This window comes from Roseivirga seohaensis subsp. aquiponti, assembly GCF_001267955.1.
Classification (GTDB): Bacteria; Bacteroidota; Bacteroidia; order Cytophagales; family Cyclobacteriaceae; genus Roseivirga; species Roseivirga seohaensis.
In genome coordinates this window covers 192,042-214,994 of record NZ_JSVA01000008.1, presented here as the reverse complement: position 1 = coordinate 214,994, position 22,953 = coordinate 192,042, and the positions used below count along the sequence as shown (strand labels likewise).

Sequence of the window (22,953 nt, the reverse complement as noted above, 5' to 3'; positions counted from 1 at the left end):
AGAGAACAGGTTAATCAAATCACAATTTCCTTCTCTCCCTTTCCATCATTTTCTGTACTTTAGTCTATTATTTCCGATCGAAAAATCGTCATTCCGACTAACAGCCTATGTACCTGATATTTGATACCGAAACCACTGGTTTACCTAAAAACTATAACGCTCCGGTAAGTGATTTAGAGAACTGGCCCCGATTGGTTCAGCTCGCATGGCAGCTGCACGATGGTTACGGAAAACTGATTTCGGCTCAAAATTTCATCGTAAAGCCCGATGGCTTCACCATTCCTTATAACTCTCAGCAAATCCATGGCATTTCTACCGAAAGAGCAATGGAGGAAGGCCACGACCTCAATGAAGTATTAAAGGCATTTACCGAAGACCTCAACAAAACCAAAATTGCAGTTGGTCATAACATTGAGTTCGATTTAAATATTGTTGGGGCGGAATACCTACGTACCGAACAAGACAATAAGCTAGAAGGTGTAGAAAACATCGATACCAAAAACGTAGCTACAGACTTCTGTGCTATTCCGGGCGGGAAAGGTGGAAAATTTAAATGGCCTACCCTTACAGAACTACACTTTAAACTCTTCGGGAAAGGCTTTGACGATGCCCACGATGCCGCTTATGATGTTGATGCAACTGCTCGTTGTTTCTTTGGGCTGTTAGAACACAGCGTAGTTCCTCCCTTAGAAGGCGTTCGTTTATCAGAAATTAAATACGAAGCCCCAGAACTTGATGCCGCCAATTTTGCTAAAACAGATGAACAAGAAAGTGCAGGTGGCATTGGAAAAATAGACAAAGAAACCCTTTCCGATTTAAAAGAAGTACCGTTTTCTCACCTACACTGTCATTCACAGTTTTCCATTTTACAGGCCACTTCCGAACTCACCGCCATGGTGAATACTGCCAAAGAAATGGGAATGCCAGCCATAGCAATGACGGATCATGGAAACATGATGGGAGCATTTACTTTTGTAAAAGCAGCATTGGCAGCTGGCATTACTCCGATTGTGGGCTGTGAGTTTAACATCTGTACCGACAGAAGCAATAAAAAACTGCAAGACAATGGTAACCAAAGCGTACTGTTGGCCAAAAACAAAAAGGGTTATCACAATTTGGTCAAGCTGGCTTCAATTGCCTATACCGAAGGTTTTTACTACCTGCCCAGAATTGACAAAGACGATTTAGTAAAGTACAAAGGTGATTTAATTGCAACAACAGGTGGACTTTGGGGTGAAGTACCCTACCTCATTCTGAATGTGGGTGAAACCCAAGCAGAAGAAGCTTTTGTTTGGTGGAAAGAACAGTTTGGCGATGATTTCTATGCTGAAATTAACCGACATGGCATTCCAGAAGAAGACCACGTAAATCAAATTTTACTTCAGTTCTGCGAGAAACACAATGTTAAATACATTGCTACCAACAATACTTATTACACCAAAAAAGAACAGGCCGTAGCACACGATATTCTTCTTTGTGTTAAAGATGCTGAATCGGTAAGTAAGCCTAAAAAATACATTGGTAAACGCGGAAGAGAATTCCGTTATGGCTTCCCAAACGATGAATTCTACATCAAGTCGCCTGAAGAGATGAAAAAACTCTTCACCGATCTGCCAGAAGCCATTTCGAACACCAACGAAATCGTTGAAAAAATAGAATCTTACAAACTCGAGCGCGATGTACTGCTTCCCAAGTTTGATATTCCTCAGGAGTTTATTTCAGCAGAAGACGAAGCTGATGGTGGCAAGCGTGGTGAAAATGCCTTTTTGCGCCACCTTACTTATGAAGGTGCCAAAAAGCGCTATGGTGAAATCACCGAAGAAATTAGAGAGCGACTCGACTTTGAACTGGAAACCATAGCTAATACGGGTTACCCTGGTTATTTCCTCATTGTTCAAGATTTCACCAATAAGGCCAGAGAAATGGACGTATCCGTTGGACCTGGAAGGGGTTCGGCAGCGGGTTCGGCAGTGGCCTATTGCATTGGAATTACAAATGTGGATCCTATTAAGTATGATCTCCTTTTTGAGCGTTTCCTAAATCCAGACAGGGTTTCACTTCCCGATATTGATATTGATTTTGATGATGAAGGTCGTCAAAAGGTAATTGACTATGTAATCAATAAATACGGAAAAAATCAGGTAGCCCAAATTATTACCTATGGTAGTATGGCGGCCAAATCTTCCATTCGAGATACGGCTAGGGTGATGGAACTCCCATTGTCCGATGCCGATAGAATTGCTAAGCTTGTACCTGACACTTCATTGGCCAAACTGTTCGCCTTTAGCGAAAAAGAGTTAAAGGACAAACTAAAAGGAGATCAGGTGGCCTTGGCCCAAGAGCTTATCAAGATTTCGCATGGCACGGACGAGCTGGCCAGAGTGCTTAATCAGGCCAGAGTACTTGAAGGTTCAGTTCGAAACACCGGAATTCACGCATGTGGAGTAATTATTACGCCAGACGACATTACCAATTTTGCGCCTGTGGCATTGGCCAAAGATTCGGACATGTGGTGTACCCAGTTCGATAATGCTGTGGTAGAAAATGCGGGCTTGCTCAAAATGGATTTCTTGGGCCTAAAAACCCTCACCCTTATTAAAGATGCGGTAAAAAACGTAAAAGAGAGACACGGTATTGATCTGATTCCGGATGATTTTCCTTTGGATGACGAACTTACTTACGGGCTTTTCCAACGTGGAGAAACGGTTGGTATTTTCCAATACGAATCCAATGGAATGCAGAAGTACTTGCGCGACCTCAAGCCTACTGCTTTTGCCGATTTAATTGCCATGAACGCCCTGTACAGACCAGGGCCGCTAGAATACATTCCTTCCTTCGTTAGAAGAAAACACGGTGACGAAGAAATCACCTACGATTTGGAAGACATGAAGGAATACCTTGAGGAAACTTACGGTATTACGGTATATCAAGAGCAGGTGATGTTGCTTTCGCAAAAGCTGGCCGGTTTTACCAAAGGTGAGGCCGATGTTTTGCGAAAGGCCATGGGTAAGAAAAACCGACAATTACTCGATCAGTTGAAACCTAAATTCGTGGGTCAGGCGGTTGAAAAAGGTCATGCAGCCGATAAACTGGAGAAAATCTGGAAGGATTGGGAAGCATTTGCTTCTTACGCCTTTAACAAATCGCACTCTACCTGTTACGCTTATGTGGCTTTTCAAACTGCCTATTTAAAAGCGCATTACCCTGCTGAATACATGGCTTCGGTACTCAGCAACAACATGAACGATATTAAGCAGGTAACTTTCTTTATGGAAGAATGCCAGCGCATGGGTATTCCTGTTTTGGGGCCAGATGTCAACGAATCAAACTACAAGTTTACAGTAAACGCCAAAGGAGAAATTCGCTTTGGAATGGGAGCTATTAAAGGCGTTGGTGAAGCTGCCATAGAGTCGATTATTACGGAAAGGAAAGAGAACGGCCCCTACTCTAACATTTTCGAGTTTGCCGAAAGAGTAAATCTAAGAGCCGTAAATAAAAAGAACTGCGAATCGCTGGCCATGGCGGGTGGTTTCGATTGCTTTAAAGATTACCACAGACGACAGTATTTATACGCGCCTGAAAATGAGCAAACACTTCTAGAAAAAGTAATCCGCTACGCCAATGCTAAGCAAGCAGAAAAAGATGCAGCACAGGTGTCGCTATTTGGTGGAGATAGCAATGTGGCAACGCCTCTACCAAGTGTAGCAGTTTGCGAGCCTTTCAGCGAAATGGAAAAACTCAAAATTGAAAAAGATGTAGTTGGTTTTTACATTTCAGGTCATCCACTTAACCAGTTTGAGGTAGAGCTTGAAAGTTTCTGTAAGCCCATTTCCGATATCAAGAAATTCCCTAACCAAGACATTTCCATTGGCGGCATTGTAAGTGGAGTTAGAAATGGGCAAACGAAGAACGGAAAGCCCTTTGCCATTCTTAGTATGGAAGATTATAACAGTTCGGTGGAGCTCTTCTTGATGGGTGAAAAATACATGAATCACGCGCAGTATTTAAGACCAGGAGAGTTCCTATTCATTACAGGAAGAGTAGAACTGAACTGGCGTAAGAAAAATGAAATTCGAGACAATCCACACATTACCCCTACTCCCGAAGATTGGGAGTTGCAAGTGGCTGCCATTTCTCTTTTAAGTGAATTAAGAGAAAAAAGGGCAAAAGGAATTAAAGTGAGCATTAATGCCAGAGATGTAGATCAAGCAATGATCGATACGATTATGCAACTGGCAAAAGAGCATGAAGGAAATACAGATTTGAGGATTCAATTGGTAGAAAAATCTGAGAACCTAAGTGTAGAGCTTTTAAGCAGAAAAGTAAAAGTAGACCCCAATAGTAACCTGATTAGAACACTAAAAAAACTGGCCAATTCTGCTCATTTAATCACGAATTAATGGGTTTTAATAAAGGCAGACAATACTCTATTTATAATGCCAATGAAGGGTTGCTTTGGTTTTAGCTGTCAAATTGAACTTTTTAATTAGTTTTGTTGTCAACCTGCAACAATAGAAATAAGAACTTAATAAATATATAATGGCAAAAGCAATTGAAATTACAGACGCTAACTTTGATGAGTTAGTATTAAAATCAGACAAACCAGTATTGGTAGATTTTTGGGCAGCATGGTGTGGCCCTTGTAGAATGGTAGGCCCGGTTGTGGAAGAAATCGCAGGTGAATACGAAGGAAAAGCAGTAGTTGGTAAAGTAGATGTTGACGCTAACCCAGGTATTTCTGCAAAGTACGGCATCCGTTCTATCCCGTCTTTACTTTACTTCAAAGGTGGTGAGCAAGTAGACGGTGTTGTAGGTGCTGTTCCTAAAGGAACTTTAACTTCTAAACTAGAAGCTACTTTGGCTTAATTGACCATACATCTTAAAAAGACACTCAAAGGCTGCACGAAAGTGTGGCCTTTTTTTTGTGTCTTGACCGCATTAAGTCAATGACTTGACAACTACTATATCACACTCCATGGTGTCGAAAAAAACAATCTGCGCATATTCTTTTCTGACGCAAAATCGATACATTTTCAACTTGAAAAAATTCTGAAGGCTATCGCTATGCTTATATTGAGCTACCCTTCTAAATAAAACCCTCAGCATAGCATTATCGAAATGAACAAACCATTTGTAAAAGCAAATGAAAGTTGTTAGAACCGAAATACCATAGTCTGTAACTAATTTGGCGATGACCAAGCTTGAATGCTGTATTTATTAAAATTGATAAGTCTTGTTTAATTTATGAATCCAATTAAAACCTATGCTTACACCCTCTTTATTGTGATAAGCATTTTATTAATCTCGAGTTGTGATATCAACTCGAGATTAATAAAAGAAAATGAATTTTCTTCAGAAACCATTGAAGTACAACAGTCCACCATTCACATCCCTGTTGACTCCCTGGGGCTGATTATTTACCAGGTCGAACCTGTGATATATGAAAAAGGAGTTGATTTTTTCATGTATGCTTACAACAGGCATTTACACAGCTTTGATATTTACAATCTAACTAAAAAAGAATTTGACCACCGTATTCTGCTTTCTAGAGAGGGTCCCAATGAGGTCAATAAAGTATACAGTGCATATGTAAAAAATCCAGATAGTATTTACGTTATGGGAGCAGGCAGGCTATATCTTTTAGATAACAATGGAACTGTTAGAAAAAGTCATAACACTATGTTTGAATCGTTACAAAATTCAACTAATGGCTATTTTCATTCTCCTAACGAAGCCGATTTTAAAATCGATGAAAAAGGAGAAAACTTCATGGGCTTTTTCATTCACAACGATACAAAAGCCTCAGTTAGAACCACAGCCTCTCTCAATAACTTGATACTCGGGAAATTCAACCTCAAGAGTCCTTCTATTTCTTTTTATCCAGTCTCTTATTCTGAATTCATAAGGAAAAACCAAGGAGATTTCACTGAGATAAAACCTAATTTCTCATTCATTGGCAGCAAGCTATATTATGGCTTTCCCATTGAGTCTAATATTTATGAGTTTGACTTTTTAACAGAAAAAACCGCAGTGCATGGTGCAAAAAGTCAGTATTCTAAAAATCAGGCTGAAAGATATAGCTTGAACCCCGATTACGACTATAGAAATGAAGGAACTTGGTTCAATAGCGTAAATAAATATCCTGGAAAACCATATTACTACCGAACTCATTGGGGTAGTCAGGAAAAACTACAGCTCAATGGCGCGCCTACCAACGCCTTGACAAAACTAGGGTATATAATCTTCTTTGATTCTGAGTTAAAAATTATCAAAGAAATAGAGGTTGACAAAAACTGCTACTTAGAAAGCAGTTTCGCTACAAATGAAGGTGTGTTTTTCTGGGCGAAAGATGGAACAGATGAATCATTAATGAAGCTCTGTAATTACTCCATTCAATAAGACCTGATTTCCGAAGACCTAACCTGTGGTTGACGGTTATTAAAATAACTTAAGATGATACCACAGGTGATTTTTTCCATATAAATCGTTAGTATTCTCTACAGTACGCTGAACATAGGCCAGCACTCGAAATATTGAATTCATAAAGTGAAAGCTTTTTTCAAAACTTAATTCATGGAATTAGGTTAATTCGATAATGCCCATGATTACCACTCACAATAGATAGGACTATACCATTTATCAAATTCGCAATGCTTTTGTTCTAGACAATTATTTTTGTTTCGTGAAAATACTATCTTTGAAAAAGCTTTTCTAAACCATCTTGTTCTGCTGAACAGAAGAGAAGCGAGTTTTAATCTAATGGCAGTAATTTAAGTTACACCAATTTTTTGCCTCTTGTTTTTTTGAACAAGAGAGCAAATTAGTATCTCGCTTTCGATGAATAAAAACACTTATAAATTAGGGCTTATCATAGCTATAGTAGTGCTGGTTAGTATTGCCTACTCTTCCTATCGTACTTTTAAGGCCTATGATAATGATTCTTCTTGGGTAGTACATACCGCCAAAGTAAAAGCTACGGTCGAAAGTTTAAGTGTTCACCCCAGAGATATTTCCAACAACATTAGAAACTCTGCAATTAACAGAACTCCAATTGATAGCAGTTTGGTGCTGAGTAAATCCAGCCAAATGAAAAAAGAGTTGAGCCTGCTTGACAGCCTTGTTATTGACAATGCAAAGCAGAAAAATAACATGGTGGAAATGAGAAGACTTGTTGAACAATATGCAAGTTTTAGCGATAGCTTAGTAAGACTGATGAACACTAACAGAGGAGGCTTTAATTACAGCCTCCTTCGTATGATTGCAAACGAGCAAACCATGCTCGACAGCATTTTAAATCAGGCTGATGTTTTAAGAAGTGAGGAAAACAGACTACTAGATGCCCGCACACAAGAGCGAAGTCAATCACGTACCCTTACCCCAATTACAATACTATTATTAACATTAGTAGCGCTTGCTGTAATCACATTCCTCTTCATTATTACTTTTAACCTTGCCGATAAGAATACCCGAGCCAATAATGAACTAAAATCTAAAGTAGATGAACTAAACACAGAAATTAAAGAAAGAACATCACTTCAAGAACTGCTCACAAATATTCTCAACAGCTCACTAAATGGAATTATGGCTTTTAAAGCTATAAGAAACGAAAAAGGCAAGATTACAGACTTTCAGTTTGAAGTAGTAAATGAGGGTGCTGCTACTATAACTGGGGTGAGTAAAGAAAAGCTAATAAATACTACTCTGCTTAAAGAGTTTCCTGGCAATATAGAATCAGGACTATTTGACGCCTATGTACAAGTAGTTGAAACTGGTGAGAATTACCACACCACGAATCATTATGAATATGAAGACCTTAACACTTGGTTTGATATTGTTGCAGTTAAAAACGGTGACGGTTTCGTAGTTACCTTTACAGACATAACCCAGCAAAAAAATCATGAACAAGAACTATTATTAAATCAGCAAGAGCTTGAATCTACCAACCATAACTTAGAACAATTTGCTTATATCGCTTCTCACGATTTACAAGAGCCATTAAGAAAAATAAGAACTTTTGGCGACCGATTAAGAGGAAGATTAAGCGATAAATTAGATGACAGAGGAAATGATTATTTGAATCGAATGCAGAACGCAGCTGAGCGTATGCAAACATTAATTGATGACCTTTTGAAATTCTCTAGAGTATCTAGTGCCGACAGAGAGTTTGCGGCAGTAGATTTAAACAACATTCTGAGTACTGTTAAAACTGATCTAGATTACCAGATTTCGAAAAGCAATACCATTATTGAAAGCCAAGAGCTACCCACAATTTCTGGTGATGCAATTCAACTCAATCAACTATTTCAGAACCTAATTTCTAATGCAATAAAATATTCAAAACCAGATATCTCTCCCAAAATCGAAATTTCAGTAGAGTCAAGCGAAGAATGCCTAACGGAAGGCATGCCCGAGACTGATTGTTGGAAAATTCATTTTAAGGATAACGGAATCGGTTTCGACCCTCAATACAAAGATCAAATTTTCATTATTTTCAAACGGCTACACGGACGTACAGAATATACTGGCACCGGAATTGGCCTCGCCCTCTGTGAAAAAGTAGTAACTAATCATGGCGGTTTACTTTATGCGGAATCTGAATTAGGAAAAGGATCGATATTTACAATTATTTTACCCAAAGAAGAATTATGAGCCCTAGCACCAACTTAAACCCTATTAGCATATTAATGGCTGATGACGATCCGGATGATCAGTTAATGGCAAAAGAAGCCTTTGAAGAAAACAGAATGGCCAACGACCTCAACTTTGTTCAAGATGGCGAAGAACTGATGGACTATTTGCAACACAGAGGAAAATACAATGCCCAAAATGCCCCCAAACCAGGCTTAATCTTATTGGATTTAAACATGCCAAAAAAAGATGGCAGAACGGCTCTCAGAGAAATTAAAGCCGACCCTAAACTTAAAAGAATCCCAATTGTAGTATTAACAACAAGCAAGTCTGATGAAGACGTGTTCAAAACTTATGATTTGGGAGTTTCTTCATTCATTACCAAACCTGTAACCTTCGAAGAGTTAGTGGAAGTAACTAAAGACATCGGCAAATACTGGTTCGGAATTGTAGTTTTACCAAAAGATAACGAATAGACTTAACCTATGACCAGCCAACCAATTCGAATTTTATTGGTAGACGATGATGAGGATGACTTTGTATTGACGAAGGATATTCTAGATGAAATTGAAAGATTTCCTTATCAACTCACTTGGGAGCCCAGCTATAGCAAAGCCATCAGTAAGATCAACGAAAATGCCTTTGACATTTGCCTGATTGACTTCCGATTGGGTGAAAATGATGGTATTAGCATTATTAGCAATGCTGTTAAGAATGAAATTCAATTTCCCTTTATCTTACTTACAGGTAAAGGAGATAAAGAAATTGACTTAAGAGCAATGAATGAAGGAGCCGCTGATTACTTAGTGAAAGGTGAAATCACACCTCAGCTAATGGAAAGAAGCATTCGTTACGCTCTTAATCATAATAAAGCCATAAAACAGGTTAAAGAAGGAGAACGAAAGTTCAGACAACTTTTTGAACGTTCCATAGATGCAATTTACATATGCGATTGCAACCATAATTTATTGGAAGCTAACCCATCATTGGAAAAGCTCTTGGGCTACAAAAGCGAAGAAATATCGGGAATGAACATGAAAGATTTGTTTCTACACCCTGCTGATTTCGAACGATTTACACGACTATTATCGTCTAAAAGCCAAATTAAAAGCTTAGAAGCCGTTTTTCTAGCAAAAGATAATCGCAAATTAATTTGCCAATTAAACGCAGTAGTAAGAACTGACTTCAGTAAAAACTCGATCGGTTTTCAGGGCATTTTAAGAGATATAACGCTGCTTAAAAAAGCAGAACGCGATTTGTTAATGGCAGAAAAGTTGTCGGTCACTGGTAAAATTGCGCGAAGTGTAGCTCACGAGGTAAGAAACCCCCTAACGAATATACAGTTAGCTATTTCACAAATGCGTGATGAAGTAACAGAAGATGATTCGGAAATGGCATTTATGATTGATATGGTAGATAGAAACGCTGGCCGTATCAATCAATTAATAACAGAAATGCTCAACTCATCTAAACCAAAAAGTCTTCAGAAAGAAGAACTCTCAATGAATGAACTCATCAACGAGTCGATTGAGCTGGTGAAAGACAGGTTTATTCTTAAAGGAATGAAACTGGTTCAAAATCTAGACCCAGAATTAGAAAGTTTACTCGTTGATAAAGAGCAAATTAAAGTGGTCATGATTAACCTCATGATCAATGCCTTAGAGGCTATGGAAGAAAACAAAGGTGTATTGCATGTTAGCACTTTAGACCTTGATGACTCCATAGAAATTAGTGTTACTGACAATGGGTCAGGCATATCAAAAGAAGATGTGAAAAAGCTTTTTGACCTATTCTACACAAAAAAATCAGGCGGTATGGGGCTAGGGCTCACCTCCACCCTAACCATAGTTCAAAGCCACGGAGGATCCATAGATGTATCGAGCAAGCTAAATGAAGGAACAACATTTACAGTATCATTACCAAAAGACTCACCTGCTTCGATTGAAAATTTAGAAGATGAGTAGAAAACTAAAAATGATCTGAAGGCATAACGCTGTTTTTAACATAAATCTTTTTACTTTTGCGGTTCAATTTTCAAAGCCCAAAAGCCTAAGATCATGGATAACCAACTATTTGCCGGAACTGAGTCAGCTTATCTTGGAAAGATGATTGCCGAATTCTACGGTAAGTCATTGGGTTCCATAGAGATTCAAAAATTTAGTGACGGAGAAATCGCACCTTACTACACCGAGTCAGTAAGAGGCAATAGAGTGTTTTTAATTCAGTCTACCATTCCTCCTTCCGACAATCTATTTGAGCTTTGCTTAATGATTGACGCAGCCAAAAGAGCAAGTGCTTATAAAGCCATTGCAGTAATTCCATATTTCGGCTACGCCCGTCAGGATAGAAAAGACAAACCAAGAGTAGCTATAGGTGCTAAATTAGTTGCCAATATTCTTACAGCTGCTGGTGCAGATAGAATTATGACTTGTGATTTACACGCAGGCCAAATTCAAGGTTTCTTCGATATTCCAGTAGATCATTTAGATGGAGCAGCAGTATTTGTTCCATACATCAGAAAACTGAACTTAGACAATCTTCTTTTTGCTTCACCTGATGTTGGAGGTGTAAAAAGAACTAGAGCCTTTGCACAGCATTTTAATGCTGAAATGGTAGTAATTGATAAGCACCGTACCAAAGCAAACGAAGTAGCCGAAATGAGAATTATCGGTAACGTAGAAGGCAAAAACGTGATTTTAGTAGATGACCTTGTGGATACTGCAGGCACAATCTGCAAAGCGGCCAAAATCATTTTAGATGAAGGCGCCCTTTCAGTAAGAGCATTCTGTACCCACCCAGTTTTATCTGGCAAGGCATATGACAATATAAACAACTCTGTTTTAGAAGAATTGGTTGTAACAGACACTATTCCTTTAAAACAAGAATCAGACAAAATCAAGGTACTCACTGTGGCCGAGCTTTTCGCTAAAGCCATTAAAAGTGTTACCCAAGATGGGTCTATTAGCGAGCTATTTATTTAACAATTATATATTATGAGAAAAGTAGAGATTATAGGGTTTAAAAGAGCAAATCTCGGTAAAACTGAGTCAAAAAGGCTTAGAAACGAAGGACAAGTTCCATGTGTACTTTATGGTGGTGATGATCAGTTGCATTTTTATGCGCCTGCCATTCAGTTCCGTGATGTATTATATACTCCAGAGCCATGTTTCGTTACCTTGAACGTTGAAGGCGAAATATTCGAAGCGATCGTTCAAGATTCACAGTACCACCCAGTAAGCGACATGCTTTTGCACGTTGACTTCTTACAGTTATTCAAAGGAAAGTACATCAAAATGGAAATCCCTGTGAAAATGGAAGGTACCGCACCTGGTGTAATCAATGGTGGTAGCTTAGTAATTAAAAAGCCAAAACTATTAGTAAAGGCTTTACCTAAGGATATGCCAGATTCTATTCCTGTTGACATTTCTAAGTTAAAGCTTGGTAAATCAACAAAAGTTGGCGCATTAAATCCTGAAGGTTTTGAAATCCAAAACAGCCCACTAGTTACTATCGCAACTGTTACAATCCCAAGGGCACTAAGAGGTGCAGGATTGACTGACAATGAAGAAGATGAAGAAAGTGGCGAAGAAGGTGGTTCTGAAGCAGCAGAATCTGCGGAATAAGAATTTCTTGTTTGAAAATATGGAAATCCTGCCTTTTAAAGGCAGGATTTTTTTATTTGCGTACGTATTAAAAATACACACAAATTAAAAAAGCATTAAAATGAAATACCTCATTGTTGGTCTCGGAAACATTGGGCCAGAATATGAATTAACCAGACATAACATCGGTTTTTTGACTTTAGACAGACTAGCTGATGCAAAAGGAGTTTCGTTTGAAATCAATCGCCTTGCTTACCATACCGAATTCAAACATAAAGGAAGAACAGTTCATTTAATAAAGCCCACTACTTACATGAACCTTAGTGGTAAGGCCGTCAAATTCTGGATGTCAGAGCTAAAAATACCTATCGAAAATGTTTTAGTGGTGGTAGACGACTTAGCCATTCCTTTTGCCAAACTCCGAATGCGAGCAAAAGGCTCTAGCGCAGGACACAATGGCCTAAAGAATATTGAAGAGCTATGTGGAGGCCAAAACTACCCTCGTCTAAAATTTGGAATTGGTGACGATTTTGCAAAAGGAAGACAAGTAGACTATGTTCTAAGCCCATTTAGCAAAACCGAATTCGAAGAACTTCCGTTTGCCATGGACAAAGCTATTGACATGATCTACTCTTTCTGTACTATTGGCATTTCACAAACCATGACGCAGTTCAATGACTAATTTAGAATTGCGGGTAAGAATATTAAAAAACAATATTTAAAATAATCGAATCCAAAGAAGGAAGTTAATTTGAGACTCAATATAGAATCGCATAATTAAATACCTCAGATCAAAATTAAAACCATTCTAATCAGTCAAGTTTTATCTTTGACAAAAAAAACACACTAATGAAGGAATCAGAAATTAAACTCAGGGTAATATTAGATAATGAAAACATTCCTGAAAAAATATATTGGGATGCTACTGAAAAAGAAGGTAATGGTGAAGAAGAAACCAAATCTGTAAGCCTAAACATATGGGACCACAACTCTCAGAACACCTTGAGAATAGACCTCTGGAACAAGGAAATGCCTATTGATGAAATGAAAAGATTTTACGTTGACTGCCTAGGTGGCTTAGCGCAAAGCATTCTCAATTCAACAGGTGACGAATTCATGTCTACAGCCATGAATAGACTTTGCGATAAACTCGTAAAACACCTTGAAGAAGAAGCCAAAAATGGCGGTCCAAAATAAGTAAAACAGTCAAACAACGGTGCTAAGACTTACTGGATTTAGTATGCATGACGAATATTTTTTCCTGTAAACCCTTTTTAAACTTACAAAACATTGTATTTTTGAGATAGACGTTGCCTTTCGCACCGTATTTACATTAACAAGCCAAACTTAATTTGTTTCCAAACTCAGAATAAGATGATGAAGATGAAGAGAATTTTGAAGGGGCTGGCACTTGTATTTTTGATCATGCAGTCTGCTGTACTTTATGGTCAATCGCAAGTTTCAATCTCAGGCCGAGTGGCAGATGCCGCTACTGGCGAAAGTCTACCCGGTGTAAACATTAGGGTAAAAGACAAGGTGATAGGAACGATTACAAACGCAAAAGGAGACTTTAGCCTAACTGTTAATCAATCAGCCCCTCTAGTACTTGTTTTTTCTTACGTAGGTTATACTCCGCAAGAGATATCCATTACCGAAGCCAATGTAACAGGGCTAGAAGTTAAATTAGAAGAGCAAGTAATTTTCGGACAAGATGTGGTAGTATCTGCTTCAAGAGTAGAAGAGAGCATTTTAAGATCTCCGGTCTCAATTGAAAAATTAGACATCCTAGACATTAAAAACACAGCCGCGGCTTCATTTTATGAAGGTTTGGCTTCACTAAAGGGTGTTGACATGAGTACACAGAGTATAACTTTTAAATCCATAAACACTCGTGGTTTTGGAGCAAATGGTAACACTCGTTTTGTACAACTGATTGATGGTATCGACAACCAAGCTCCAGGCCTCAACTTTGCGGTAGGAAACATTGTAGGTATTAATGATTTAGATTTAGAGTCTGCTGAATTACAGCCAGGTGCATCTTCTGCGCTTTATGGACCAAACGCAATCAACGGTATTCTTCTACTTACCTCTAAAAATCCTTTCGAATATCAAGGGCTAAGCGTTTATGCTAAAACTGGCGTAAACCATGTAGACGAGAGAGACGACAATATTTCTCTTTATCAAGACTATGGTTTCCGTTATGCAAAAGCATTTGATAATAAATTAGCCTTTAAAGTAACTGCATCTTACCTCAGCGCCAACGACTTTATTGGTGTCGACACCAGAGATCAAGGCTTAGCGACTGGTGGCGTTGTTGAAAGAGGCGCTACTGAAAGAGGTAATAACCGTTTTTATGATGGTGTAAATACATATGGTGATTTCGGAATTACTGTTGGAAGAATTGCCGATGGCGCTATTGCAGGTGGAAATACATCAGTTGCTGCTATCAGATCATTATTCCCAGATGATATGTCAGGTTACTTCACTCCTACTGGCTTCAGCGAGGCGTCTTTTGTAGATAATACCACAGAAAGTGTAAAAATCGGTGGTGCCCTTCATTACAGACTTAATGATAACCTAGAGTTACTAGGCCAGTTTAATTATGGATCGGGTAGCACAGTATATACAGCTAACGACCGTTTCGTATTAGACAACTTTAGTATTACAACTGCCAAGTTGGAATTAAAAGGATCGGAATTCTACCTAAGAGCCTATACTACTCAAGAAAATTCAGGAGATACTTACGCAGCTAATACACTAGCTTCTTTGATCAATCAGCAAACTTACCTTTCTCCATACCTTTCGGCTTTTGCTGGTGCAAGATTAGCCGGAGCAAGTATTGAGCAAGCACATGCATCGGCAAGAGTTTCTGCAGATGCTGCACAACCTCAGCCAGGATCAGCAGCATTTCAAGCGCTAGTTGAAGCGAACAGAGCTAAGCCTATTTCACAAGGTGGGGCTCTTTTCCTTGACAAAACAGACCTGTACCATATGGAAGGAAACTGGAATTTGAGCGACAGGATTGATTTTGCTGATGTTGTTGTAGGTGCCAACTTTAGAAGATATGCACTTTATTCTGAAGGAACACTTTTCGCTTTAGAAAACGATGGTTCAGAGGTTAGCCTTGACGAATACGGGGCATTCTTACAGGCTTCTAAAAGCGTAGCCAATGACAACCTTACATTCCAAGGTTCTGTTAGATATGATAAAAACGAATACTTCAAAGGTCAGTTCTCACCTAGATTCTCAGCCGTAGGTACCATTGCCGACAATCATAACATTCGTGGTTCATTTCAAAGAGGTTTTAGAATCCCTACTACTCAAGATCAGTTTATTGATTTAGATGTAGTAACAAGAAGACTTATTGGTAGCAACGAATTACTTGTTGATCGTTACAACTTTAGAACTAATACGGTTTACACAACAGAAAGTGTAGATGCAGCAAGATTATCTGGCAACGCTGGAGACTTAGTAATAGAAGATAGAGTCAATAACGAATTCAAAACGGAAAAAGTAAATACTTTTGAAGTGGGGTATAAAGGTTTATTTGCTGACGGTAAGTTGCTTGTTGATGCGTACTATTACAATAGTACTTACACTGATTTTATTGCAGAAATTGATTTTACGCAAGCTGTTCCTAATGGCTTAAGACAATCAAACCCTGACGCAGGTACAGCAGCCCAGAGACAGCAAATTGTTGATGGTACTGTTCCAACTCAGCGTTATGGTTTCGATGTAAATGCAGACGGAAAAGTAAAATCACAAGGATGGGCTATTCAATTAGATTATCAAATTGGTAATGGTTATGAAATTGGAGGTAACGTTGCCTACAACGAATTGACTTCACAAGACGACCTTATTGCACAAGGTTTTGCAGCTAGCTACAACACCCCGAAGTACAGATACAATATCAAGTTTGCCAACAGAAAAGTTACTGACAGACTTGGATTTAACGTTACCTACAGATGGCAGCAAGCTTTCCTTTGGGAGTCTTCTTTCGGAACGGGTGTAATTCCTGAATTCGGAACATTAGATGCACAAGTAAGCTATAAGGTTCCTACTTGGAAATCTACTTTCAAAATAGGTGCAAGCAACCTATTGAACGAAAGATACACGACTTCATTCGGTAACCCATCGCTTGGAGGAATCTACTATTTCCAAATCACGTTTGATGAATTCTTCAAATAAATCGAGATGAAAATGAAAAATTTAAAATTATACTTATTCGCTTTATTGGCATCTGGGGCAATCATGACCTCTTGTGATGAAGAAGAAAACCTAGTAGAGCAAAGAAAATCGGACAACCCGCTACCAGTGGTGACTGACCCTTCGGGATCTAACGGAACTGTTACACTAACCAAATATGTGAGTATTGGTAACTCCATTACCGCAGGTTACATGGATGGTGCACTTTATACCAATGGTCAAGCGCATTCATTTGCAAACATGTTAGGAAACCAATTCCAAATTTCTGGAGTTGGAGGCACTACTTTTAACCAACCTGACATTAATTCAGATTTCGGTTATTCAGGTATGGGGCCGGGCAACACCATCTTGGGTAGATATGTTCTGGATTTAAGCATACCTGGACCTAAACCTACACTTACTGGTCAAGTACCTACCGCATATGCTGGAAACAAAGCTGAACTTAACAATTTTGCTGTACCAGGCATGAGAATAGTGGACATCAACAGTGCTGCACTTGCGGGCTCTAATCCATTGTATGCGCGTTTTGCAAGTACTCCAGGAACATCCACTGTTTTGTCTGATGCTCTAGCAGCCTCTCCTACTTTCTATACCTATTGGTTAGGAAATAATGATGCCCTTGGTTATGCTGTTGGTGGAGGTGTTAATGCTGCCATGATTACTTCCCAAGCAGACTTTCAAAATGCTTTGGCAAGTTCATTAACCGCATTAGTAGGCACGGGAGCAAAAGGTGTGGTAATGACTTTACCTCCATTAGTAGTTCTTCCTTACTTTAGAGCTGTAAAATGGAATGCAATTCCATTGGACCAAGCTACCGCAGATCAGTTGAATACAGCTTTTGCAGGCTTGAATGCTGCCCTAAATGGTTTAGCTGCATACAACTTAATTTCTACAGCAGAAGCTGCAAAACGTAAGGTTACGTACCAAGCAGGACCTAATGCAATATTAATGCACGATAAAGACCTTGAAGACTTAGGACCTAAATTCGATGCTTTGGTTGGAGCACAAGCCATTACAGCTGCGCAAAGAGTTGCATTAGAACCATACAGACAATCAAGACCAGCCACATCTAGTGATTTACCCGTATTATCCGCTGCAACAGTATTGGGTACAGGTACAGCCCCAATTGGCTTGGCTATTCCTATTGAGGATAAATACATTCTATCTGCCAACGAAGTAGTAAAAACCGTTACTGCAAGAGCAACTTTCAACCAAACAATTAAAGGTGTGGTTGATCAAATTAACGCTGGAGCAGGCGCAACAGTAATCACCTTAGTAGATGTTCAGCCAAAATTCGCTGACCTGTTTGGTTTAGATGCAGCCACAGTGGATCAGTTGGCTCTAGGATTAGGAACTCAATCGTCTATTGCTGCAGTAAAAGCAGAAGCTGATGGGCAAATTGTAAATGGTGTTAATATTGGTTTAGGTATAAAAGTCAACGGAACTAATTTAGCTCCTGACTTCAGCCCGAATGGAGTATTTTCAACAGATGGTATTCATCCAAACCCTCGTGGGCACGCCATTATTGCCAACTTAATTTTAAGTGCAATGAGAACTGCCTACGGTGTAGATATTCCAGATGTGGATGTTTTAGCGCAAAGAGGTATTCTTGTTCAGTAATTAAACACAACCAAGAAATGAAAAAGGAGTGACGATTCACTCCTTTTTTTTATGCTCTTGAATTTTTACTAATTGCCTTAAAAAATAGTGGCCCGAAGACGTATTCTTCGAGCCACACCTCAACCAAATAGATAAATAACCATCAACTTCACAATCCAACAAGATCTTTATTTATAAATCTTTGAACATTCTATTACAAGCTACCTGCCAAAAGAAAGCTTTTACACAAACCATTCATTTTCAATAGTTTAAAAATAGATCCTATTCCAAACAGAAGAATATACTCCCAATCAACTATTAAAATTCCCAAAATGGGATGGATAACTATATAATCAAGTAATTATGATTCCGCATTTCTATTTATTTTTGAAAAAAACCTTCCTATGAAAGTAGTTGCTATGATTCCGGCCCGATACGAAGCCTCTAGGTTTCCAGGGAAATTAATGGCCAACCTAAATGGCCAATCGGTGATTTTAACCACTTACACCGCTACTTTAAATACAGGTTTATTCAATGATGTTTTCGTTGTGACCGACAGCACAATCATTCGAGATGAAATTGCTGCTCATGGAGGTAAAGTGATTATGAGCATTGAAACTCATGAAAGCGGAAGTGACAGAATTGCTGAAGCGGCTGAAAATATTGACGCAGACATTATTGTCAATGTACAGGGAGATGAACCCTTTACACAAACAGACACACTCAAGAAACTTCTTGATGTATTTGAGCGAGATAATCTAAAAGAAATCGACTTGGCTTCTCCTATGGTGCGCTTACATGGGAAAGATAATATTGATAATCCTAATCACGTAAAGGTAATTGCAGACCAAAATAATTTTGCTGTTTATTTTTCACGCTCTCCTATCCCCTATCCTAGAAATCAGGAAATCGACATTCCATACTATAAGCACATTGGCATATACGCGTTCCGAAAGGCCGCTCTTTTGGCTTTCAAGAGTACTCCAATGACGCCTTTAGAAAATGCCGAAAAAATTGAGTGTATTCGTTATCTTGAAACGGGCAAAAAAATTAAGATGGTTGAAATCGATCATGTGGGAATCTCCATTGATTCGCCAGAGGATTTAGAAAAAGCCAAAGATTATATGAACACAAGGAACAATTAAAGGAGAGACTTGTTCTATTCTAAAATGACAAAACTATGAGCACCGTTACACTAAAAGGCAATTCAATTAATACATCAGGCAGCCTCCCAAAAGTTGGTGAGCAAGCCAAAGATTTTACCCTAACAAAGACTGACCTTTCAACGCTTACATTATCTGACTTGAAAGGATCGAAAGTGGTACTTAACATTTTTCCTAGTGTAGATACAAGTACATGCGCTACTTCGGTAAGAAAATTCAATGAGCAAGCTTCGGGTTTAGAAAATACTAAGGTAGTTTGTATCTCTCGCGACCTCCCATTTGCCCAAGCTAGATTTTGTGGTGCAGAAGGTATCGAAAATGTAATCAACGCTTCTGATTATGCTACCGGACAGTTTGGAAAGGATTATGGTTTAGAAATCGTTGATCCACCATTATTGAATCTTCATTCAAGAGCCGTAATTGTTCTGGATGAAAACGGAAAAGTGATTTACACCGAACAAGTACCAGAAATTGTTGATGAACCGAATTACGAAAAAGCCTTAGCGGCATTGAAGTAACAATCAATTTTCGTAACAATGAATAGAAGCCTGCCTAATAAGCAGGCTTTTTCTGTTTATATCAAAGCCCTAAAATTTGTCGCATGAGTATATTTTACTAGCTTAATAAGCTCAAAGTAAAAATTATGAAACGAAGAGATTTTTTGCAGAAATCGGCACTAACCTCTGCTGGCTTATTAGCCACAGGCTCACTTTTTAGCCAACCATTTTTTGAAGGCAAAATCAAACAATTTGGTTTTCAAGTATATACCGTAAGAGATGTTATTAAAAAGGACATGGCCGGCACTTTAAAAACACTAAAAAAGGCTGGTTATGATTATGCAGAGTTCTTTGACTTTGCTGATGGCAAGCTTTTAGGCATGCCCATAAAAGAAGCCAAAGCGATTATTGACGCTTCTAAAATTAAACTGAAGAGTATTCATGTACCCACTGGAACACAAGCCCATACAACACCTGGCACAATGGTAAACAATTGGCAAAAGGCTGTTGATGACGCAGCAGAATTGGGTGCTGAATATTTAGTTTGTGCTTATCTTGACAGTGCTGAAAGACAAACTATTGACCAGTACAAAAAAGTTTCTGAGCTATTCAATAGGTCAGCTGAAATTTGCAAAAAATCGGGGATCAAATTCGCTTACCACAATCATGCTTTTGAATTTAAAGAGATTGACGGCCAAATACCATACGATGTTCTTCTCAAAGAAACCGATGCCGATCTCGTTAAAATGGAGCTCGATATGTATTGGGTTAGATTTGCCGACCAAAACCCAATTAAAATTATTCAAAAAGACAGAGGCCGATTCCCACTTTGGCATGTTAAAGACATGAGTATGGATGACGACCGAAAGATGAAAGAAGTAGGGGCTGGAAGAATAGATTGGAAACAGCTTTTTGCTTATGACAAAGATGCAGGCTTAGAGTATTTCTTTGTTGAACAAGATGGAAACTGGGCGGAAAATTCTGTTCAAAGTCTTGTCACCAGTATTAAACACCTAAAGAAAATCTAAAATTAGATTAGGGTTCGAACCACAGGTGTAATTGCTTACATTTTTCTAGTCCTCACAAGTCGTACATGAACTTCTATATCAAGTACTAAGCGCATTCCTCTTTGCGGCCTAAATGCATATTATTTGGACAACGACATAAAACAAACTTATTTTCTTCTACGCTAATTATCTGTAACAGTATAAAATTTCAACCATATCACTAAAAACAATTGTAGTACTTTCTCTTTATGACTAGATTGTTTGATTAATCAATCACACCAACTCACTATGAAAAACTTAAAGAAAGCCCTTTACATATTGGCCTTACTTTTTCCTGTCACTCTTTTTGCACAGAAAGAAATTGTAATTGAGCCAGCCAACATTACTATGGAGGTGGGGCAAAAGAAACAAATCACTGCTTATGTCATGGAAAATGGCAAAAAGCTAAATGATCCGATCAACCTGCTTTCAAGGGCCAGAAGAAGCTTAAGCATTGACTCCACCATGATGGCTCACGCCATTCAGCCAGGCACTTACGACATTGTAGCGGTGGCCGATGGGGTAAGAAAAAATTTCCAAATCAAAGTAAATTACCCAGCAATTGCTGAAGTCAAAATTGATGACATTCCACAGAAAATATATGCGGGAACATCGGTAGCGCTTAAATACCATGTTATTGACAAATCGGGCGCTACCAGAGACGATGTTGACGTACAGTTTAGCTCTATGTATACCAATATTGCCGAAGTAGATGATTTCGGAACGGTAAACACCTTGATTCCCGGAAAGGCAACCATTACTGTAAAAGCTGAAAACGTTACGAATACCATAACGGTAAATGTGGTGAGCAACCCAATTGTTAAAATTCAATTAGAAGCTGAAATGAATACAGCTAGAACTGGCGATGTATTCCATTTTAAAGCCAAAGCCTTAGATAAGAATGGAAAAATAGTACCAGACGCTCCTATTTTCTACTCTTTCAGTGGAGTAGCAGACAACACTTCGCAAAGCGCTTCTGGTTTAATTAAAAACGATGGTCGTTTTGTAGCAGACGAAGCTGGAAGATATACTGTAACTGCATCTTGCGGAGTAGCATCAGCTTCAAAAACGCTTAAAATCACACCAAGAGAAGTAACCCGAAAAATAGAAATGGTTGGTCAGGGTTCTGTAAATGACAAACACACCTCTGATTTTTGGGTGTGGGAAGGAATTGATGGTAGAGATTATGCTGTTACAGGAACTTGGGGTGCCGATGGAACTGCCTATTTCTGGGATGTAACCGATCCAAGCAATATTTCTAAAATTGATTCAGTTCAGGTAGATGCTAGAACTGTAAATGATGTGAAAATTTCTGAAGACGGCAAAATTTGTGTAATCAGCCGAGAAGGGGCTTCTGACCGTAAAAATGGTTTGGTAATTATTGATGTTTCAAACCCAAGAGATGTAGAAATCATTTCAAGATTTGACGAAAACATGACCGGTGGGGTGCACAACGTATTCATTTCTGGTGATTATTTATATGCCCTTAGCGGTGGTCAGAAATACTATATTATTGACATTAAAGACCCTAAGAATCCACGTGCAGTTTCTAAATTCGAATTAGATACTCCAGGCCATTCTATTCACGATGTTTGGGTGGAAGACGGCATCGCTTATTCTTCAAACTGGGCAGACGGTATACAGCTAGTAGATGTAGGAAACGGTATTGCTGGTGGTTCGCCAGAAAACCCAAAGCAGTTCGCGAGCTATGCATATCCTAACAAAGCAAACCATGCCTCATTCCCTTTCCGTAGCCCTTCAACTGGTAAGTTCTATGTGATTGGTGGAGACGAAATTTTCCCTTATGGATTAAATACTGGCAAAGGCGGAGTTAACATGGCAGGAGGTTACCTTCACGTAGTAGACTTTACTGACCTTGAAAATCCAGAGGAAGTAGCGAGGTTCGAAATACCTTATGCTGGGTCACACAATTATTGGATTGAAGGGGAAACACTCTATGTAGCCTTCTATAATGCAGGCGTAAGAGTAGTAGACCTTAGTGGTGAGTTAATGGGTGACTTGAGAAAGCAAGGCCGTGAAATAGCCTGGATCATTCCTAACGATGCAAACGGATATACAGCCAACGCACCTTTTACTTGGGGAGCTCAGCTTCACAAAGGCCATGTATTTTTCTCTGATTGGAACAGTGGATTATGGTCTGCTAAATTAGAGCCAGAAAAGCCAAAGAACACTCCTATTAAAGTAAAGTAAG

The 22,953-nt window shown here is 38.8% G+C and carries 16 protein-coding genes; all 16 read left to right on the top strand.

The features are described from left to right. The first annotated feature begins 107 nt into the window (after positions 1-107). Positions 108-4,400 (top strand): DNA polymerase III subunit alpha, encoded by a 4,293-nt coding sequence (dnaE, locus tag OB69_RS07885; RefSeq protein ID WP_053223161.1) that lies wholly within the window; start codon positions 108-110, stop codon positions 4,398-4,400. 139 nt (positions 4,401-4,539) lie between these two features. Further along, positions 4,540-4,866, top strand: a complete 327-nt coding sequence (gene trxA, locus OB69_RS07880; RefSeq protein WP_053223160.1) for a thioredoxin — start codon at positions 4,540-4,542, stop codon at positions 4,864-4,866. A 378-nt stretch (positions 4,867-5,244) separates the two neighbouring features. Continuing rightward, a complete protein-coding gene (locus OB69_RS07875) occupies positions 5,245-6,399 on the top strand; it encodes a DUF4221 family protein (protein WP_053223159.1) in 1,155 nt (384 codons plus the stop codon). Between the two features lie 438 nt (positions 6,400-6,837). Continuing rightward, on the top strand, positions 6,838-8,649 hold the full coding sequence (locus OB69_RS07870) for an ATP-binding protein (RefSeq protein WP_053223158.1): 1,812 nt from the start codon (positions 6,838-6,840) through the stop codon (positions 8,647-8,649). Continuing rightward, positions 8,646-9,104 carry a response regulator gene (locus OB69_RS07865; protein ID WP_053223157.1) on the top strand — a complete coding sequence of 153 codons (459 nt, stop codon included), beginning with the start codon at positions 8,646-8,648 and terminating at the stop codon, positions 9,102-9,104. The genes OB69_RS07870 and OB69_RS07865 overlap by 4 nt, the downstream gene beginning before the upstream one ends. Before the next feature lie 9 nt (positions 9,105-9,113). Beyond that, positions 9,114-10,592 carry a hybrid sensor histidine kinase/response regulator gene (locus OB69_RS07860; RefSeq protein WP_053223156.1) on the top strand — a complete coding sequence of 493 codons (1,479 nt, stop codon included), beginning with the start codon at positions 9,114-9,116 and terminating at the stop codon, positions 10,590-10,592. Between the two features lie 93 nt (positions 10,593-10,685). Next, positions 10,686-11,609, top strand: a complete 924-nt coding sequence (locus tag OB69_RS07855; protein ID WP_375596905.1) for a ribose-phosphate pyrophosphokinase — start codon at positions 10,686-10,688, stop codon at positions 11,607-11,609. A gap of 12 nt (positions 11,610-11,621) precedes the next feature. Continuing rightward, entirely contained in the window at positions 11,622-12,251 is a 630-nt protein-coding gene (locus OB69_RS07850; RefSeq protein WP_053223154.1) for a 50S ribosomal protein L25/general stress protein Ctc, read from the top strand. Between the two features lie 100 nt (positions 12,252-12,351). After that, on the top strand, positions 12,352-12,912 hold the full coding sequence (gene pth, locus OB69_RS07845; RefSeq protein WP_053223153.1) for an aminoacyl-tRNA hydrolase: 561 nt from the start codon (positions 12,352-12,354) through the stop codon (positions 12,910-12,912). 167 nt (positions 12,913-13,079) lie between these two features. Continuing rightward, positions 13,080-13,427 (top strand): gliding motility protein GldC, encoded by a 348-nt coding sequence (gene gldC / locus OB69_RS07840; protein ID WP_053223152.1) that lies wholly within the window; start codon positions 13,080-13,082, stop codon positions 13,425-13,427. 186 nt (positions 13,428-13,613) lie between these two features. After that, positions 13,614-16,418, top strand: a complete 2,805-nt coding sequence (locus OB69_RS07835) for a TonB-dependent receptor (protein ID WP_221404861.1) — start codon at positions 13,614-13,616, stop codon at positions 16,416-16,418. A 12-nt stretch (positions 16,419-16,430) separates the two neighbouring features. Beyond that, positions 16,431-18,056 (top strand): SGNH/GDSL hydrolase family protein, encoded by a 1,626-nt coding sequence (locus OB69_RS07830; RefSeq protein WP_185096882.1) that lies wholly within the window; start codon positions 16,431-16,433, stop codon positions 18,054-18,056. A 383-nt stretch (positions 18,057-18,439) separates the two neighbouring features. Beyond that, positions 18,440-19,180, top strand: a complete 741-nt coding sequence (kdsB, locus tag OB69_RS07825) for a 3-deoxy-manno-octulosonate cytidylyltransferase (protein WP_053223150.1) — start codon at positions 18,440-18,442, stop codon at positions 19,178-19,180. A 35-nt stretch (positions 19,181-19,215) separates the two neighbouring features. Further along, complete coding sequence (gene tpx / locus OB69_RS07820) at positions 19,216-19,716, top strand: thiol peroxidase (RefSeq protein WP_053223149.1); 501 nt, start codon at positions 19,216-19,218, stop codon at positions 19,714-19,716. Between the two features lie 125 nt (positions 19,717-19,841). Beyond that, the gene (locus OB69_RS07815; RefSeq protein ID WP_071426742.1) at positions 19,842-20,723 is read left to right on the top strand and encodes a sugar phosphate isomerase/epimerase family protein; all 882 of its coding nucleotides are present in this window, start codon (positions 19,842-19,844) and stop codon (positions 20,721-20,723) included. 267 nt (positions 20,724-20,990) lie between these two features. Then, positions 20,991-22,952 carry an LVIVD repeat-containing protein gene (locus tag OB69_RS07810; RefSeq protein ID WP_053223148.1) on the top strand — a complete coding sequence of 654 codons (1,962 nt, stop codon included), beginning with the start codon at positions 20,991-20,993 and terminating at the stop codon, positions 22,950-22,952. The last annotated feature ends 1 nt before the right edge of the window (position 22,953 follow it).

Bases quoted from the DNA above. Each gene is read 5' to 3' on its own strand.
- OB69_RS07810 (WP_053223148.1), top strand. From the start codon at position 20,991: ATGAAAAACTTAAAGAAAGCCCTTTACATATTGGCCTTACTTTTTCCT.
- pth (WP_053223153.1), top strand. From the start codon at position 12,352: ATGAAATACCTCATTGTTGGTCTCGGAAACATTGGGCCAGAATATGAA.
- OB69_RS07815 (WP_071426742.1), top strand. From the start codon at position 19,842: ATGAAACGAAGAGATTTTTTGCAGAAATCGGCACTAACCTCTGCTGGC.
- OB69_RS07835 (WP_221404861.1), top strand. From the start codon at position 13,614: ATGAAGAGAATTTTGAAGGGGCTGGCACTTGTATTTTTGATCATGCAG.
- tpx (WP_053223149.1), top strand. From the start codon at position 19,216: ATGAGCACCGTTACACTAAAAGGCAATTCAATTAATACATCAGGCAGC.
- gldC (WP_053223152.1), top strand. From the start codon at position 13,080: ATGAAGGAATCAGAAATTAAACTCAGGGTAATATTAGATAATGAAAAC.
- trxA (WP_053223160.1), top strand. From the start codon at position 4,540: ATGGCAAAAGCAATTGAAATTACAGACGCTAACTTTGATGAGTTAGTA.
- OB69_RS07865 (WP_053223157.1), top strand. From the start codon at position 8,646: ATGAGCCCTAGCACCAACTTAAACCCTATTAGCATATTAATGGCTGAT.
- OB69_RS07855 (WP_375596905.1), top strand. From the start codon at position 10,686: ATGGATAACCAACTATTTGCCGGAACTGAGTCAGCTTATCTTGGAAAG.
- OB69_RS07875 (WP_053223159.1), top strand. From the start codon at position 5,245: ATGAATCCAATTAAAACCTATGCTTACACCCTCTTTATTGTGATAAGC.
- kdsB (WP_053223150.1), top strand. From the start codon at position 18,440: ATGAAAGTAGTTGCTATGATTCCGGCCCGATACGAAGCCTCTAGGTTT.
- OB69_RS07860 (WP_053223156.1), top strand. From the start codon at position 9,114: ATGACCAGCCAACCAATTCGAATTTTATTGGTAGACGATGATGAGGAT.
- dnaE (WP_053223161.1), top strand. From the start codon at position 108: ATGTACCTGATATTTGATACCGAAACCACTGGTTTACCTAAAAACTAT.
- OB69_RS07870 (WP_053223158.1), top strand. From the start codon at position 6,838: ATGAATAAAAACACTTATAAATTAGGGCTTATCATAGCTATAGTAGTG.
- OB69_RS07830 (WP_185096882.1), top strand. From the start codon at position 16,431: ATGAAAAATTTAAAATTATACTTATTCGCTTTATTGGCATCTGGGGCA.
- OB69_RS07850 (WP_053223154.1), top strand. From the start codon at position 11,622: ATGAGAAAAGTAGAGATTATAGGGTTTAAAAGAGCAAATCTCGGTAAA.